The organism is Kibdelosporangium banguiense (genome assembly GCF_017876405.1).
Lineage (GTDB): Bacteria > Actinomycetota > Actinomycetes > Mycobacteriales > Pseudonocardiaceae > Kibdelosporangium > Kibdelosporangium banguiense.
In genome coordinates this window covers 9,270,923-9,286,849 of sequence record NZ_JAGINW010000001.1, presented here as the reverse complement: position 1 = coordinate 9,286,849, position 15,927 = coordinate 9,270,923, and the positions used below count along the sequence as shown (strand labels likewise).

10 protein-coding genes and 1 pseudogene are annotated in these 15,927 nt (G+C 67.0%); 5 read left to right on the top strand and 6 right to left on the bottom strand.

Annotated features, from left to right (window positions below):
- Positions 1-52: 52 nt before the first annotated feature.
- From JOF56_RS42225 to JOF56_RS42205, 5 genes and pseudogenes are all read left to right on the top strand, one after another.
- Positions 53-2,101: an AbfB domain-containing protein gene (locus JOF56_RS42225; protein WP_209645194.1), complete on the top strand. Its 2,049-nt coding sequence runs from the start codon at positions 53-55 to the stop codon at positions 2,099-2,101.
- 28 nt (positions 2,102-2,129) lie between these two features.
- Positions 2,130-6,050 (top strand): nucleic acid/nucleotide deaminase domain-containing protein, encoded by a 3,921-nt coding sequence (locus tag JOF56_RS42220; protein ID WP_307855499.1) that lies wholly within the window; start codon positions 2,130-2,132, stop codon positions 6,048-6,050.
- A 144-nt stretch (positions 6,051-6,194) separates the two neighbouring features.
- Entirely contained in the window at positions 6,195-7,289 is a 1,095-nt protein-coding gene (locus JOF56_RS42215) for an acetate/propionate family kinase (RefSeq protein ID WP_209645193.1), read from the top strand.
- Positions 7,286-8,251: an Acg family FMN-binding oxidoreductase gene (locus JOF56_RS42210; protein WP_209645192.1), complete on the top strand. Its 966-nt coding sequence runs from the start codon at positions 7,286-7,288 to the stop codon at positions 8,249-8,251. The genes JOF56_RS42215 and JOF56_RS42210 overlap by 4 nt, the downstream gene beginning before the upstream one ends.
- Before the next feature lie 321 nt (positions 8,252-8,572).
- A pseudogene (locus tag JOF56_RS42205) lies at positions 8,573-9,197 on the top strand (phosphoketolase family protein); the annotation flags it as partial.
- Here JOF56_RS42205 and JOF56_RS58645 read toward each other — a convergent pair.
- The 6 genes from JOF56_RS58645 to JOF56_RS42180 form a co-directional block, all read right to left on the bottom strand.
- The gene (locus JOF56_RS58645) at positions 9,128-9,382 is read right to left on the bottom strand and encodes a hypothetical protein (protein ID WP_245381307.1); all 255 of its coding nucleotides are present in this window, start codon (positions 9,380-9,382) and stop codon (positions 9,128-9,130) included. The pseudogene JOF56_RS42205 and the gene JOF56_RS58645 overlap by 70 nt on opposite strands.
- 114 nt (positions 9,383-9,496) lie before the next feature.
- Positions 9,497-10,150, bottom strand: a complete 654-nt coding sequence (locus JOF56_RS42200) for a response regulator (RefSeq protein WP_209645191.1) — start codon at positions 10,148-10,150, stop codon at positions 9,497-9,499.
- Between the two features lie 303 nt (positions 10,151-10,453).
- On the bottom strand, positions 10,454-12,208 hold the full coding sequence (locus JOF56_RS42195) for a sensor histidine kinase (RefSeq protein WP_307855498.1): 1,755 nt from the start codon (positions 12,206-12,208) through the stop codon (positions 10,454-10,456).
- Positions 12,209-12,291: 83 nt separating this feature from the next.
- A complete protein-coding gene (locus tag JOF56_RS42190) occupies positions 12,292-12,720 on the bottom strand; it encodes a pyridoxamine 5'-phosphate oxidase family protein (RefSeq protein ID WP_209645190.1) in 429 nt (142 codons plus the stop codon).
- A gap of 135 nt (positions 12,721-12,855) precedes the next feature.
- Positions 12,856-14,559, bottom strand: a complete 1,704-nt coding sequence (gene sulP, locus JOF56_RS42185) for a sulfate permease (protein WP_209645189.1) — start codon at positions 14,557-14,559, stop codon at positions 12,856-12,858.
- 24 nt (positions 14,560-14,583) lie between these two features.
- Complete coding sequence (locus JOF56_RS42180; protein WP_209645188.1) at positions 14,584-15,798, bottom strand: nitrate/nitrite transporter; 1,215 nt, start codon at positions 15,796-15,798, stop codon at positions 14,584-14,586.
- Positions 15,799-15,927: the final 129 nt, after the last annotated feature.

Genomic DNA, 15,927 nt, shown 5'->3' with positions numbered 1-15,927 from the left:
GGCGCCTCGCCGTGAAACCGGTGAGGCGCCTCCTTTTCCTGCGAGGGGACCCATGCGAAGAACAATGGCCGTGCTGACGGCCGCCTCCATCCTCTGTGGACTCGTCAGTCCCGTGACCGCGGTCGCCGCGCCGGCGGCGACGGAGATCCCGGCCGCGACCGAGATCGAGAAGGTCAAGGCGGTCAACGAGATCGAGGTCGGCGAGGCGACGGCAGAGTGGCGTAACGCCAACGACAGGGATTTCGTTTTCAAGGTTTTCGACCGGATCAACCAGACCGACTTCCCGTTGACGCGCGCGGAGTCGTATCGCGTCTACCGGATCATGGTGGACACGCCTGCGGCGCCGGACGCGACTGTCTTCATTCGTACCAGCATTTTCGACTTCGCGCAGCGCGACCGGGTCGAGCGCCAGCGCCGCCGCGACGCGTGGGCCGAGACTGTCCGGTTGCGCCGGGAAGTCGCGATCGACGCGGAGATCCCGGTCGACGACGACATGCTGGGCGGGACCGACCAGAACTTCGTGTACCGGGTCTACCAACGGGCACCGTCGGGCACGAAGGTGAAGGCGGGCGCGCTGGAGGCGTGGGGCGCGGACGCCGCGGCGTGGAAGGACTTCATCGAGAACAAGCTGCGGCTGCTGCATGCCCAGGACCAGGACGACTACATCGAACGGGAACGCCAGAAGGGCGAGGAGGCGGGCAGGCTGGCCGAGGCCATCGCGGCCAAGAAGGACGCGTGCCACCGGATTCCCCTTGTCGCCAAGCAGGAATGGCTGACCCTCACCGACGACAACTTCATCCGTGAACTGCTCAAGACTCCTGAGCTGGCCGACCGTGCGCACCTGGAGATCAAGAACGCGGCCGTCGCCGCGCTGGCCGGCACGGCCGCGGACTGGGCCACGTTCATCAAGACCGGTGTGGCGCAGGCACGAGCCCGCGATGACGCCCGGATTCTGCGTGAGCGCGAGGAAGCCGACCGCCAGCTGGTGCGGGACATCAAGACCAAGGCCGAGGCGAGCAGGTTGAGTCCACGGCTGGCCGCGGCCGCCGCGGCTGTGGCGGCGAACGGGACCTGGGAACAGGTCAAGGCTTTCCTGTCCACGGGCCAGTACGTCCCGTTGGAGCAGGCCCTGAACGGCCTCACTCACAACACCAGGGGCAAGTACGTCTACAGCACCGGCGGCGACGCTTGGACGAGCGTGGGCCCGTTCGTACCGGAGCAGCCGGCGGCGCCGATGCGGGACGCCACCTGGAAGATCGTCCCGGGTCTGGCTGACCCGGCCTGCTTCTCGCTCGAGTCGTCGGTCAAGATCGGCAACTACCTGCGGGTCGCGGCGAACCTGCGGGTTCAGCTGGTCGGCAACGACGGCTCCGACGCATACAAGGCAGCCGCCACGTGGTGTGCGAAGCCGGGCCTCGACGGCAGTGCGACGAACGTCAGCCTGGAGTCCAAGGCCAACCCGGGCCGGTATCTGCGGCAGTTCTGGAGCGAGCTGTGGGCGGCCAACGGCCGCAGCGACCAGAACAACTTCGACACCACCGGCAACTTCCAGACCGACGCCAGCTGGAAGGTGACCGATCCACAGCCGCTGTCCACCACACCGATCATGTTCAAGTACTACAACGAGGACTGGTGGCGTAACCTGCTCGGCGAGCCGACCGGCCCCGAGGAGATCCAGACCGGCACCACGACCCCATCCCGTTACCGGCGGTTCACCAACGGGGCCGCGTACTCCTCGGTGCGCACGAACACCGTCTACAACGTCCTGGACCCGTTGCTGCCCAAGTACTCCGCCAGCTTCGGCAGGTGGATCCAGCCGACCACGGACACGTTGTTCCTGCCGGATGGCAAGGGTCGTGCGACCCATGTGGAGAACGGCGTATCCATCTACTGGAGCCCGGCAACCGATGCGCGCCTGATCTACGGCGCCATCAAGGGACTCTGGGTGAGCATGGGCTACGAACGAAGCTGGCTGGGCTACCCGATCTCCGACGAGAAGGACGTGCCGGGCCAGCCGGGCATGCGCCGCAGCGAGTTCCAGCACGGAAACATCGACCACACCCCGGAAAAGGGTGCGTGGGCGTACGCGGTCAGCCGGTGATTTCGTTGACGACTGGGGTGTGAGGCAAGTGAAAGTAAGACTGAGAACCTTCTTGCTGTTCCTGAGTTTCGTGGTGTTCGCCGCGCTGATCGACCCGGCGGCCGCGGCGGCGAACGATCCGCCACCGGCGCCACCACCATCAACTCCGGCCCGACCGATGCCGGAGAACCCGTACAAGCCATGGGACGGCGACGCGGGTGTCCCCGATCTGGTCGGCGACAAGGTCACCAGGCAGGTCGTGTTCGACAACGCCGAACTGGCCGAGGATCCCGAAGTCCGGGACGCGGCGAAGGCGGCGCTGGACGAGGGCACCGTGCAGGCGCTGCGCAAGTTCCTGGAGACCGGCCTGGACCAGGCCAAAGCCAGGGCCGCGGCCCGCAAGGCCGAGACCGCGCGGCAGAACCGGATCGCCATCCAGGCCATGGCGGGCACCGGTGGGCCGATCTTCAACGCGGAGGTCCAGCGGGTACTGGCCGGCACCGACGGCGACCGGGCCGACTTCCTGGCGTATGGCAAAGACGTCGCGCGTGTCCGGGACCAGCAGGTCGCCGAGGGCAATCAGGCGCGGGCGGACCAGCTGCGGGCCAGGGTGACCGCGCTGGTCGGCTCGGCAGGGCCGAACGTGAAGCAGGCAGCGCAGAACGCGTTGAACGCCGGTGACGCGGCGATCGCGGAGTTTCTCCGCACCGGCTACCTGGAAGCGGCGCGGAAGGATGCTGAGGCACGCGAGAAGCAACTGCGCGACCAGGAGGCCGCGGAGCGTGCTGCCGAAGAGTTGAGCGAGGTCGCCAGGCGCGCCGCGCGTGCGATGACGGCCCGTCGCAACCTCGTTGTGGCGCACGGAAACAGCGTCCGTGCGTTGCAGCGCAGTGCGAACGCGATGATTCTGGCGGCCAACGAGTCCCGTAAGGCCGAGCAGATCCTGGCGGCCAACAACGCCAGCGGCCAGCACCCGCCGGACTCGTTCAACCAGGTCAAGGCCGAGGTCGCTCGTCAGTTGACCAACGCGCGCAACGCGGCTACCGACGCCGAGTCGGCGGCTGCGACAGCGACTGTCGAGGCGAACGTCCTTGTCGAGACCGGCTTTACGTATGGCACGCAGTGGGCCGACATGGCGCGTGGTGTGAGCGCTGCCGCACGTGCCGTAATTCTCGCTACGGAGACCGCGCAGCACTCCATCGACGCGACGCAGGCCACGGACCAGGCCCGCAACGCGCAGGAGAAGGCTGAGCGGCACGCCGAGCAGGCACGCAAGTGGCACGAGCACGCGAAGGAGCACGCCCTTGCGGCCGCAGCTGTCGCGGAAGCCGCACGCGTGCAGGCGGATGCGGCGAAGACCGCTGCGGACCGTGCCCGCCAGGCACGTGTCGACGCGGAATCCGCTGCCGAAGCCGCAAGGCTTGCGGCGGAACGGACTCGTGCGCACAAGCAGACCGCAGTGGACGAGCGTGATAAGGCAAAGGCCGCGCGCCGGGTTGCCGATGCGGAACGTACGAACGCGGCGAATGCCCGCGCGCGTGCGGACGCCGCAGCCAATGAGGCACGGAACGCGCGTGGCGAGGCTCAGCGTCAGGCCAGTATCGCGGCGGCCGCGAACGGTCGGGCCAATGAGCAGGAAGGGCTCGCGCGTGACGCGGATGGCCGCGCACAGAAAGAAGAAGGCCTCGCGCGTGAAGCTCGCGATCGTGCCTACGCCGCAGAGAAAGGGCTGCAAACCGCGCAAGCCAAAGCAGAGGCCCTGACGGCCGCTGAGGCAGCAGCACGGGGAACCAGTGCGGAGCAGGACGCCCGCAAGGCAGCAGACCAGGCGCGCACCGAAGCCACCAACGCTCGCACCGCGGCTACCAATGCTCGTAACGCGGCCAACCAGGCAACCGGTGCGGCAGTGGTGGCCCGGGAAGCGGCCGGCGAGGCGACTCGTGCGGCGGCACGGGCACGCGCGGCCGCTCAGCAAGCACAGGCCGCTGCCCAGGCGGCCAACCACGCGGCGACTCAGGCTGAGGCGAGTGCGGCGGAGACGCACAAGCATGCGACGCAGGCCAACGTGAAGGCGACGGAAGCCACCGAGAACGAGACCAAGGCGGCCGAAGCCGCTCGGTCCGCCGTCGCGCTCGCTGAGCAGGCAGCACGGGAAGCCGTGCAGTCGCTGCGTGCGGCCGAACGGACTCGTGCTGAAGCGGATGCCGCGTTCAACGAGTCGGTTTCCGCTGCCACACAAGCGAACATGGCTCTGCGGGCGTCAACGGCGGCGAGCTCGTCCTCCGCGGCGATCAGGGAGCCGGCGAACACCGCGATCACGGTGGTCGCACCGTTCGTGGGTTCGGACCTCGATGCCGACTTCGTGATCCTGGTGGCCAACCAGGCCCGCGCGGTCGGTGCGGAGCAGGCCGCCGCGGCTCGTCTGCGCGCCACGGAAGCAGCCGCTGCGGCTATTCGTGCCGCGGACGCGGCTCGCGACGCGAGAGAGGAGGTCAAGCCTGCCTTCGAAGCGGCTGCCCGAGCGGCTAAGTCCTCATCAGAAGCAGCGAAGTTCGCAGCCGACGCGCAGCAATACGCAGCCAACGCGGCAGTCGACGGTGCAGCGGCACGTGCGGCAGGGGAACGGGCCAACCAGTACGACTCTCAGGCACGTGCCGACGCGTTGGCAGCACGCAACGCTGCCAACGAAGCCAACGCCAACGCGGCCATCGCAGGCCGTAGCGCGGCTCAGGCGGAGCGGGAAGCTGCCGCGGCACGGGACGCCGCGACTCGTGCCGAAAACGACGCACGCCTGGCCAATGAGGCCGCCACCAATGCGGAAAACTCGGCCAGGGAAGCCGAGGCGGCGGCCGAACGGGCCGAGGCCCATGCTCGCAGCGCTGCCGAGGCAGCGGCCCGCGCAAGGGAACACGCCACAGAGGCCCAGCAGGCAGCCGACCGCGCCGAGGACGCGGAGCGCAAGGCGCAGGACGAAGCCCGCAAGCTGATAGCCCAGCAGACGGCCGCCGGTCTGGAACCTCTGACCGTCGAAGAGATCACCGTGCTGCAGAAGACCGAGCTCGGCCGGGAGGAGCTCGCGGAGTACCAGCAGGCCGCGCAGGAGGCCGCCAACGGTGGCAGCGTGACGTCGTTCCTCCTCGAGATCGGCGCCGACGTCATCCTCGAGGTGATCGGCTGGAACGACGCGCAGAAGTGCTTCAGCGAAGGCAACATCGAAGCCTGTCTGTGGACGGTGTTCAACGTCCTGTCGTTCGCCGCGATCTTCCTCAAGCTGCCCAGGCTGACCGCCGCGGTGGTGAAGGTCATCGCCAACATCGGCAAGTGGCTGGACAAGTCGAAGTTCTTCAAGAAGATCGTCGGCAAGGCCAAGTCGTGGTTCAAGAAGGCCGCGGAGTGGTGTGAGATCTCCGGTGGCCGGGCCGCGGCCGTCCAGGAGATCATCTTCTCGTGCGGACCGATCGAATACGACAGCGATCCACTGTCCGCGATCGCGGTCGATGCGAGGATTCATTCGGGGTACCACGACAACGGTCGGAATATCGCGGTGGCCTACGTCGAGGGCTGGGTCAACGACAACGGGAAGTTCCCCAACTACGTCATCGGCCTCAGCGGGGCCAACGGGAACCAGGACTACCACTCCGAGCAGCACATCCTCGACCAGCTCGCGGCGAAGGGCCAGCACCCGTTGCAGGTCGAGGCGCTGTACAGCGAGCGGGAGCCGTGCAGGAGATGCAAGGACGGCCCGGTCTCGAAGATGTCGAACGCGAAGGTGTCGTACTCGGTTCCGTACAAGAACGTCGGCGACAAAGGCATCGAAACCGAGGAAGACGCCAAAAAAGCCAACGCGGACTATACGGTCAAGCTGAAGGAGATGATCCGCAAGGCGTTCTGGCGCCGGGGCCACTCGCGCGGGACACAGACCGAGGAGGAGACTGCCGAGCAGAAGGTACTCGTCGGAGCAGGTAACTGACGAACACCAGCGGGGGCACCGGGGTTTCCGGTGCCCCCGTTTCCTGTGCCGGGAACTCGGCCATCGCCGAAGGGGTCTTTCGGCCCTGTGTCACGTGCCGATGGCCACTGATCCGGCCGACCCGGATTGCGCCAGTGTTGTCCTATGCGGGTAATGACGGTGAATCCGGGTTCGTCCAGCATCAAGGTGTCGCTGGTCGAGAACGGCGGGGAGATCGACCGTGCCGTGGCCGACCGGTGGGATGGTGTGACGTCTGAGCCGTTGCGGCAATCGGAATGGCCGGATGTTGACGTCGTGGCTGTGCGGTTTGTGCATGGCGGTGACCGCCGGACGCCTGTCGTGCTGGACGAGGAGATCTTGGCCGAGCTCGCGAACCTGGTTGCGCTGGCGCCGCTGCACCAGCCCCGGTCGTTGATGGCTGCCAAGTTGGCCATGCTGGGGCCGGCACCTGTGGTGGCATGCTTCGACACGTCGTTCCACGCGTCCATCCCAGAAGCCGCGAGGGTTTACGGCCTGCCTCGTGACCTGACCGTGCATAACGGTCTGCGCAGGTACGGATTTCATGGTCTGTCCTGCCAGTATGCGACGCGGCGGGTCACCGAGCTGATACACAACGATCCAGCCGCGACACAGGTTCTGTGTGTCCACATGGGAGCTGGTGTCTCGGTGACCGCGATCCGTGACGGTCACAGCGTCGACACCAGCATGGGTTTCACGCCGCTGGAAGGTCCTGTGATGGCCACCCGGTCCGGCTCAGTCGATCCGGGACTGCTCGTGCACCTGCTGGAGCAGAAGATCGTGCGCGTCGAGGAGTTGAGCGACGTGCTCTACCACCATTCCGGGCTGGCTGGGATGAGCGGGACCAGCGGCGACCTGCGTGATGTGCTGGCGGCGCGTGCCCGCGGTGAGCGGGACGCTGCGTTGGCTGTCGAGGTCTACGTTCATCGGCTACGCAGGGAAATCGGTGCGTTGGCCGCGTCGTTGGACCGTCTGGACGCGGTGGTGTTCACCGGTGGCGTGGCGGTGCATAACCCTGACCTGGTTGCTGAAATCGCGGGTGGGCTGGGGGTTCTGGGCGTCCGGGTGGTCAACCGGTTGATGGCGGCACACGGTGACCGGGTGGTGAGCCCGTGGGGTGCGTTGCCGCGCGTGTTCATGATCACCGATCGGGAGGAACTCGAACTCGCCAAGCAGGCCGAGGCCGCTATGGCCCGAATCGAAGGGGGAGTGACCTCATGACCAGTCCACAGATCAAGACCGCACTGGAGGCGGCGATTCTCGCGCCGTCACCGCATAACACCCAGCCGTGGCGATTTGAGGTCGCGGAGGACACTGTGGAGTTGTTCCTTGATGAGTCACGCATTCTGGCGATCGCGGATCCGGACGGGCGTGAGGCGCGTATGTCGTGTGGTGCGGCGCTGTTCAACCTGCGGATGTCGTTGCGGTCCCGGGGTGTGCCGGTGCGGGTCGAGCTGCTGCCGGACCGGGATCGGCCTGCGTTGCTGGCACGAGTGAGGATCGGTGGTCATCTGGCTGTCGCTTCTGATGAGTTGGTGTTGTGCCAGGCGATCCCGCGTCGGCGTACGAATCGTGGGCCGTTTCGTGAGGAGCGTGTGCCTGGTTCGGTACAGAAGACGCTGCGTCAGGCGGCGTTGCGTGAGCGTGGCCGGTTGATATTGCTTGATCAACCGGCTCGGTATTCCGCTGTGGCAACGTTGTTGCGGTTGGCGGAGTTCTCACAGCGCCAGGACACGGACTTTCAGGACGAGCTGGTTCAGTGGGTGGCTGGTGATCCTGCGCGGCTGGACGGTGTTCCGCCGCTGGCGAGTGGGCCTCCGCCGGTGACTGAGCCTTTGGTTCTTCTGCGGGAGTATGGCTCGAACAGCCAGAAGGCGCCGCGGGAGTACGAGCAGGAGCCGTTGCTGGGTGTGCTGGTGACGCATGGGGACACTTCGTATGATCATCTTCTGGCTGGTCAGGCGATGCAGCGGGTTCTGCTGGCGGCGACGGTGTGTGAGGTGAGTGCGTCGTTCCTGTCGGCGGCCGTGGAACTGCCATCCAGCCGGGCCTCGTTGCGTTCTCTGCTCGGCGATGGCGCCTACCCGCAGGTCGTTCTGCGTTTCGGCTATGGCTACCAGGCGCCGGGTACGCGTCGGCGGCCGGTCGATGAGGTCAGTACCTGTCCGCAGAACCAGACCTGACGACACATGGATCGTGTTTCGCTACCAACACTGGGCACGGTGCCATGTGCAGGGCGGTGGAGGTGATGACTGAGAGTTTGCCGGGCTGGTTGCCTGAGCCGATGACGAGCAGGTCGGTGCGGTCGCAGGTGCGGACGGCCTCGTGGGGCTGGCTGCGGACCAGGCGGAGGCTGGGAGTCAGATCGGGGGCGAGTTCGTGCACGAGTTCGTGGGCGTGTTCGAGAATGCTGGCGGGGTCGACAACTGCCGGTACGGCGGGGGCGCCTGGTAGTGGCGCGGCGTGCAGAAGACGCAGTCTGCTGCGGGACCGGACGGCGAACTGGACTGCGCGAGCTGTTCCGTCAGTTCTCCTTCCCTGGTGGCGTGCCCAGCCACGCCTCAGCCCACCTGCCCGGATCCATTCATGAGGGCGGTGAGCTGGGTTACGCGCTGGCGCACGCCACCGGAGCCGCGCTGGACAACCCTGACCTGATCGTGGCCTGTGTGATCGGCGACGGTGAGGCAGAGACGGGCCCGTTGGCCACGAGCTGGCATGCGCCGGCGTTCCTCGACCCAGCGACCGATGGCGCGGTGCTGCCGATCCTGCACCTGAACGGCTACAAGATCGCCAATCCGACCGTGCTGTCCCGGCTGCCGCGCGAAGACCTGGCCGCGATGCTGCGGGGCACGGCTGCAGTCTTATCAGCCCGGTGAGCTGTTCGACACCGACGGCACGCCCGCGGCTCTGGTTCGATACTGGCATCCGGTGGGCGACCTACGGATGAGCGCCAACCCCATCGCACACGGCCTGGTACAGAAGGACCTGCGCCTGCCGGACTGGCGGAAGTACACAGTGGACATCAAGCATCCGGCTGAGGCGACTCGCGCGCTCGGCGGCTATCTGCGTGACGCGATGGCGTTGAACAACGACAACTTGCTGTATTTCGCGCCTGACGAGCACGCGTCCAAACCCAGGCCGAATGTCTTGTCCAGGAACGCCCATAGGAAGACGAGTCCGGTGGTGATCCGCAGGATCGCGGTGACTTTGCCCGCGGTTGTCGTCATCACCGCGCCGTGTGCCGGTGCGGTGTCCGCGGCCTGGTGCGGGGAGACCTGCAGGCAATCGTTGACCGGGGCCTCGTGGATGGACATGAGGACCTCCTAATCAGTTGTCGGACACCATCCTGTCGGTGCCGAGACGAGATCGATTGGGTCGGAAGTCCCTGTGCGGTAAGGGCATTGGTCAGCTACTCAGAAGCCGGCCAGTCAGGACGATTTCTGCTCGTCGCGTCGGCGGGTGGCGTAGACGGCGGCTTCGGTGCGGCGTTCGAAGCCGAGTTTGTGGAGCAGGGAGGAGACGTAGTTCTTGACGGTTTTCTCGGCGAGGTAGAGCTGGGCGGCGATCTGGCGGTTGGTCATGCCTTCGGCGATGAGGTCGAGGATGCGGCGTTCCTGTGGGCTGAGGGATGCGTAGCGGGGGTCTTCCTGTTCGCCGCCGCTGCGTAGGCGGTTGAGGACTGTGGCGGTGACGCCGGCGTCGAGTAGTGAGCCGCCTGCGGCCAGCGTGCGGATGGCGCCGACGAGGTCGTTGCCGCTGACTTGTTTGAGCATGTATCCGGCGGCGCCGGCCATGATGGCGCTGAAGAGGGCTTCGTCGTCGGCGTACGAGGTGAGCATCAGGCACGCCGGTGGGGGTTCGACGGCGGCGCGGATGTCGCGACAGACCGTGACGCCTTCGCCGTCCGGCAGGCGGACGTCGAGGATGGCCACGTCCGGCCGCAGCGCGGGGATACGGGCGATGGCCTGGGCGGCGGTGCCTGCCTCACCGATGACCTCGATGTCCGGCTCGGCTTCCAGCAGTTGCCGCAGTCCCCGGCGGACGACTTCGTGGTCGTCGAGCAGGAAAACCGAGATGCCCATGGTCTGCTCCTCTTCATCGGCAATTCGGCAATGCCGACGCTACTGCGTGACGGTTGTTTGCCGAGTTCACCGTGCCGGACCTGCGGCGATCGCGGATAGGGCCGCCTGCCAGCCAGACTAGGGCCGAATGGCCCTAGTCGAGCGGTCGTCGTCGGCACAAAGGACACTTCCGGGGTCGTGCTGATGCTTCTGTACCGGCTCAGGTCGGAAAGGCCCTGCTTGTCGATGGCGGATGCCCCTGAACGACCAGGCCCACAACTAGGGGCAATGTCGGCGACATTTCCGTTGTCAGATATGCCGGTACTAATCCTGCGTCGGTAGTGGGACTGTCCAGGTGATGGTGGTTCCGCTACCGACGGCGGTGTCGATGTCGCAGGTGCCGTGCCATCGGTTGGCTCGTTCGGTGATGTTGGCCAGGCCACTGTGGCGCTGGGGTTCTCCGGGCATGCCTTTGCCGTCGTCCTTGATCGCCAGCTTGAGGCCGCGTCCCTCCCGGTCGACGTTGATCGTGATCAGGACAGTGCTGGCCTGGGCGTGCCGGGCGGCGTTGGACAGCGTTTCCCGCAGTGTTGCCAGGACGTCGGGGCGCAGGTCGTCGGGGACCAGGCTGTCCAGCGGGCCGTCCATGTTCACCGTGGGCTCGAAACCGAGTGCGCCGGCGCCTTCCTGGATCACCCGCAGCAGCTCGCCGCGCAGGCTGACCGGCCCGGTGCCAGGGTCTTCCTGCAGGGAGAAGATGCTGCGGCGGATCTCGCGGATGGTCTGGTCGATCTCCTCGACGAACCCGGCCACCCGGCGGCCGAGGTCGGGTTTGACCATCAGCCGGGACAGGCCCTGCAGGCCGAGGCCGATCGCGAACAGCCGCTGGATGACCTGGTCGTGCAGGTCACGCGCGATCCGGTCGCGGTCCTCGAACACGATCAGCCGCTGCCGGTACTCCTGCGCCCGGGCGTACTCGATCGCCAACGCGGCATGCGCGGCGAAGGTCTGCACCATCTGCAGGTCGACGTCCAGAAACGGGGTCTGGCTGCGGTGCTTGGCGATCGACAACACACCGAGCACGTGCTGGCCGGCCGCGAGCGGCACGATGAGCGTCGAGCCCAGCTCCTGCAGGATTGCCGGCGGTTCGTCGGCCCAGTCGAGCTCTGAGAGCGCGGACGAGGCCTGCGCCGGGTTCGGCACGATGCGTGGCTCGCCGCTGGCGAACACGCCGCCGATCAGACTGTTGGCGACCGTGACCTGCTGGCCGATGAGTTCCGCGGCGCTTGGGTTGTCCACGACCTCGATGGTCAGGTGCTCGCCGGTGTCATCGGGCATGGCGATGGTGACGAGCGGTGCGCCGGAGACCTCGGCGGCCCGGCGTGCGACCAGTTTCAGGGCCCCGTTGGTGGTCTGGCCGGTCATGAGTGCGCTGTTGAGTTCCGTTGAGGCCTGCAACCAGGTTTCCCGCTGCTGGCTGTGTGCGAACAGGCGCGCGTTCTCGATCGCGATACCGGCCGCGGCGGCCAGCGCGATCACCACTGTCTGGTCCTCTTCGGTGAACTCGTCGTTGCCTTTCTTCTCCGTCAGGTACAGGTTGCCGAAGACGGCTCCACGCACCCGGACGGGCACGCCGAGGAACGACTTCATCGGCGGATGGTTGGGCGGGAAACCGTATGACTGGGGGTGTTTGTGCAGGTCCGGCATGCGGATCGGTTCTGGGTGGTTGATCAGCAGCCCGAGGATGCCCTTGCCGTGCGGCAGGTCGCCGATCAGCTCGCGCCGCTGGTCGTCGATACCGATGTAGATGAACTCCTGCAGGCTGGTGCCCTCCGGCGCCAGTACGCCCATCGCGGCGTACCGGGCCCCGACCAGGTCGATCGACGACTGCACGATCCGGCGCAGCACATCCGGCAACGACAAATCGCTGGCCACCGTGACCACGGCATCCAGCAGACGATGGATCCGATCCTGGGACTCCAGCACCTCGGCCGCCCGGTCCATCAGCTCACGCAGCAGCGCGTCCAGCCGCAACTGCTTCAAATCGGGGAACGCCCGATCAGCCGACTCTTCGCTCACCGCATACCTCACCTTGGTCGAGCAGGCTCCTCGACCAGCGAGGCTATCGCTCTGATACCGCCGTCGCGACCTTGTGCCCGTCGTCAGATCGGGGCCGGGAGGTCCGCGGGAGCGTGGAGCCGCCGTCCGGTCACCTTCTCGGTCTGGATCCGGATGAAGTGGTCCCGCCTGCCGGTCACCCATGGCTGGAGCCAGACGCCGGAAAGCTCCACGAGCTCGTCGGTGTCGAAGATCAGCTGCGCGTGCCCGACAACGGTCACGCTCCAGCCGGCGCGCAGGTCGGGATCCAGTTCGTCGGCCTGGAAGGCCACCACAGCGTTGCCGGAGGCGGCTCGTAGTTTCGCGCCGCCTGCCACCCGGATCACGATCTGGCCTTCATACAGCCGGAAGTTGACCGGTTGCACGGCGGGCAGGGCGTTCTCGGTGAACACCAGGCGCCCGACTCGCACAGTCGGTAACAGCTCCAGGCACTGCTCCCGGTCCAGGACCTCGAGTTCTGATCGAGCTGACATTGCTTGCTCCCAACCAAGAAGGTGCGACTGCTTGCCATCGAGGATGCGTGCCCACACCCGGATGGACGCAGGGGCGAAAGTCCCGTGCAGCAGGGCCGAGCGGCACCCATTTGCCAGGCCTGCACCTCGCGTCTGTCAGCGGCCGAACTGTTCGGTGTGCCATTGGCGGAAGGCCGCCACCGCGGTCGGCAGGGTCGGGAAGATCCGGTCGTCTCCTACTCGCTCGACGAATCCGCCTTTGGCCAGCGCGTCATGCAGGTCCTGTTTGACTCTGGCCATCGCGAACACGATGCCGCGTCTGGTGAGCTCTGCTCGTAGGTCTTCGAGGGCGTCCACGGCGGTGATGTCGACTTCGACGTTGGCTTCGGCGTTGAGCAGGAACCATGTGACAGGTGTGGGGGAGTCTTCGACCGCGGCCAGTGCGCGGTGGCGGAAGTTGTCCGCGTTGGCGAAGCACAGTGGTGCGTCGTAGCGGTAGACGACGAGGCCGGGGATCCTTGTGGCGCGTGGGTAGTCGTCGATGTCGTGCATGCCGGCGACGCCGGGGACTTCGCCGAGGATACCGTCGTGTGGCCGGGCGAGCCGCCGGAGTAGGTCGAGAATGGACAGTCCGATGGCGACGAGAACGCCGTAGAGCACGTCGACGAGCAGCACGCCTGCGGTGGTGGCCAGTGCGAGTGCCAGTTCGCTGCGCCGGAATGTGCCGATCCGGCGGAATTCGCCCAGTTCGATCAGGCGTACCGCGGCGTAGATGACCAGTGCGCCGAGTGCTGCGGTCGGGAACGCGGTGAGGACGGGTCCGCCGACCAGGAGCACCAGCACGACCGCGCCGACGGCCACCAGCGAGTGGACCTGCGACCGGCTGCCCAGGCTGTCGCCGATCGCGGTCCGGCTCGCGCTGCTGCTGACCGGGAATCCGCGCAGCAATCCGGCGGCGATGTTGGCTGTGCCGAGGGCGAGCATTTCGGCGTTCGCGTCGATGCGGTAGGAGTTGCGGGTGGCGAACGATCGTGCAGTGAGGACGTTGTCGGAATAGCCGACCATCATGACCCCGATGGCAGGTAGTACCAGCGCGGCAAGGTCCACACCGGACACTGCGGGCAGGCCCGGTGTCGGGATCCCGGCCGGGACGGTACCGATCACCTGGATCCCAAGATCGCGCAGCGAGAACAGCACTGTGACGGCTGTCGCGAGCAGCACCGCGAACAGCGGGACCGGCAGCTTGGGCAGCAGCCTGCCGACGATGAACAGGAAGGCGAGCATGCCACCGGCAAGGATCAAGGTCGGGGCGTGGATCCGGTCGACCTGGTCGGCGATCGAGCTGACGCGGTCGATGACCGACTCGCCGGCGACCGGCGCACCGGTGATCTTGCCGAGCTGGCCGACGATCATGATGACGGCGACGCCCGCCATGTAGCCGACGAGCACAGGCCGCGACAGCAGGTCAGCGAGAAAGCCGAGCCGGGCAGCGGCGCCGAGCAGGCACAGGACGCCGACCAGCAGCGCGAGTGTCGTGGCCAGGGTGGCGTACCGGGCCGGATCACCGGCGGCCAAGGGCGCGACCGTCACGGCGGTCATGAGCGCCGTGGTCGACTCCGGCCCCACCGACAGTTGACGCGAGGAACCGAACACCGTGTACACCAGCAGGGAACCGATAACGGCCCAGAGCCCGACGACCGGGGCCAGCCCCGCGACATCGGCGTAGGCCATGACCTGGGGAACCAGGTACGCGGCGACCGTGATCCCGGCGAGCACGTCAGGCCGCAGCCAACTGCGCTGATAGTGCCGCAGCAGCCGCAGGCCAGCCGGTATGAAGTTCCGGCGCGGAGACTCTGTCATCACCAGAGCCTCCTGCGGGTTCCGTCAGGTTGGTTGGACGCGGGTTGTTGCGGCGCGTCGGACGGTGGTGGCGGTGAACATGAGGGCGGCGGCTGCGACGACGGCGAGTGCGGAGAGTCCTAGGGCGTAGCTGCCGAACTGGCCGTAGACGGCTCCCATGATCAATGGCGGGACGAAGCCGCCGAGTCCTCCCGCGGCGCCCACGAAGCCTGTGACAGCACCGACTTTGTCGGGTGGGGCCAGCAGGGCGACGAGTGCGAATGTGGCGCCGCTGCCTGCACCCAGAGCGGCGGCCATAGTGAGGAAGGCCGTCGTGCCCAGCGGCATGAGCGGGAATGTGAAACTTTGCAGGAGTGCGCCGACTGCCACGACACCGAGTGAGCCGGCGAGGATCCGGACAGGACCGAAGCGGTCGGACAGCCAACCGCCTATCGGACGCATGACGACTGCGAGCAGGACGAATCCGGCCATCCGGTTGGCGGCGTCCGCGGCTGACAGTTGGTACGCGGTCCGCAGGTATGCGGGGAGGTAGACCGAGAACGCGACGTAGCCGCCGAACGTCAGTGTGTAGACGGCTGCGGCGTCCCAGGTCGTGGGTAGACGAAGGGTTGCCTTGAGCCGTTGAGCGAGGGACGTGGTCGGGGCGGTCCGGCCGGGAGCGTCGCGGAGAACGACGGCGGCTACGGCCGCGTAGAGCGCCAGGATGGTTGCGGTCAGCAGGAAGGGTGCGGATGTGCCGAGCGAGTCGGTCAGATCGACGGTGGTCAGCGCGCTGATCGCGGTCCCTCCCATGCCTGCGCCGAAGATGCCGATGGCCAGGCCGCGCTGTCGTGGTGGGAACCAGGCGCTGACGAACGGGACACCGACGGCGAACGCGGTGCCGCCGATACCGAGGAAGAAGCCGCCGACGAGCAGTGTGCCGATTGTGTTCTGGCCGCCGAGGCCGAGGAACAGGACGGGCACGATCGTCGTGGCGGAGACCAGCGGGAACATGACGCGTCCGCCGAATCGGTCGGTCAGCGCTCCGACGGGGATCCGGCCCAGCGCGCCGACCACGACCGGCACTGCGACAACAAGTGCTTGCTGGAACGTGCTCAGCGCCAGGTAGTCCTTCAAGCGGGGACCGAGTGGGCTGAGCAGTGCCCAGGCCCAGAAGTTCAGCGCGAAACCGAGCGTCGCCATGCCGAGCATGAGCCACGCCCGGCCCGCGCGCTGCTTTTCCCTGTCAGCGTTCACCATGTCGTCCATCCCGTGTGATCCGGCATCCGCGACTGAGCCTGGGACGTCCGGGAGCGATCCGGTAGGAGGACTGAGGCCTGCGGAAACACGCCCAAAGCCGGTAGCGGCCCGGGGCATAAGGCCCTAGTC

Excerpts from the sequence above, each read along its gene's own strand:
- JOF56_RS42180 (WP_209645188.1), bottom strand. The coding sequence starts at position 15,798 with ATGGTGAACGCTGACAGGGAAAAGCAGCGCGCGGGCCGGGCGTGGCTC.
- JOF56_RS42200 (WP_209645191.1), bottom strand. The coding sequence starts at position 10,150 with ATGGGCATCTCGGTTTTCCTGCTCGACGACCACGAAGTCGTCCGCCGG.
- JOF56_RS58645 (WP_245381307.1), bottom strand. The coding sequence starts at position 9,382 with ATGTCCATCCACGAGGCCCCGGTCAACGATTGCCTGCAGGTCTCCCCG.
- JOF56_RS42215 (WP_209645193.1), top strand. The coding sequence starts at position 6,195 with ATGCGGGTAATGACGGTGAATCCGGGTTCGTCCAGCATCAAGGTGTCG.
- JOF56_RS42210 (WP_209645192.1), top strand. The coding sequence starts at position 7,286 with ATGACCAGTCCACAGATCAAGACCGCACTGGAGGCGGCGATTCTCGCG.
- sulP (WP_209645189.1), bottom strand. The coding sequence starts at position 14,559 with ATGACAGAGTCTCCGCGCCGGAACTTCATACCGGCTGGCCTGCGGCTG.
- JOF56_RS42225 (WP_209645194.1), top strand. The coding sequence starts at position 53 with ATGCGAAGAACAATGGCCGTGCTGACGGCCGCCTCCATCCTCTGTGGA.
- JOF56_RS42190 (WP_209645190.1), bottom strand. The coding sequence starts at position 12,720 with ATGTCAGCTCGATCAGAACTCGAGGTCCTGGACCGGGAGCAGTGCCTG.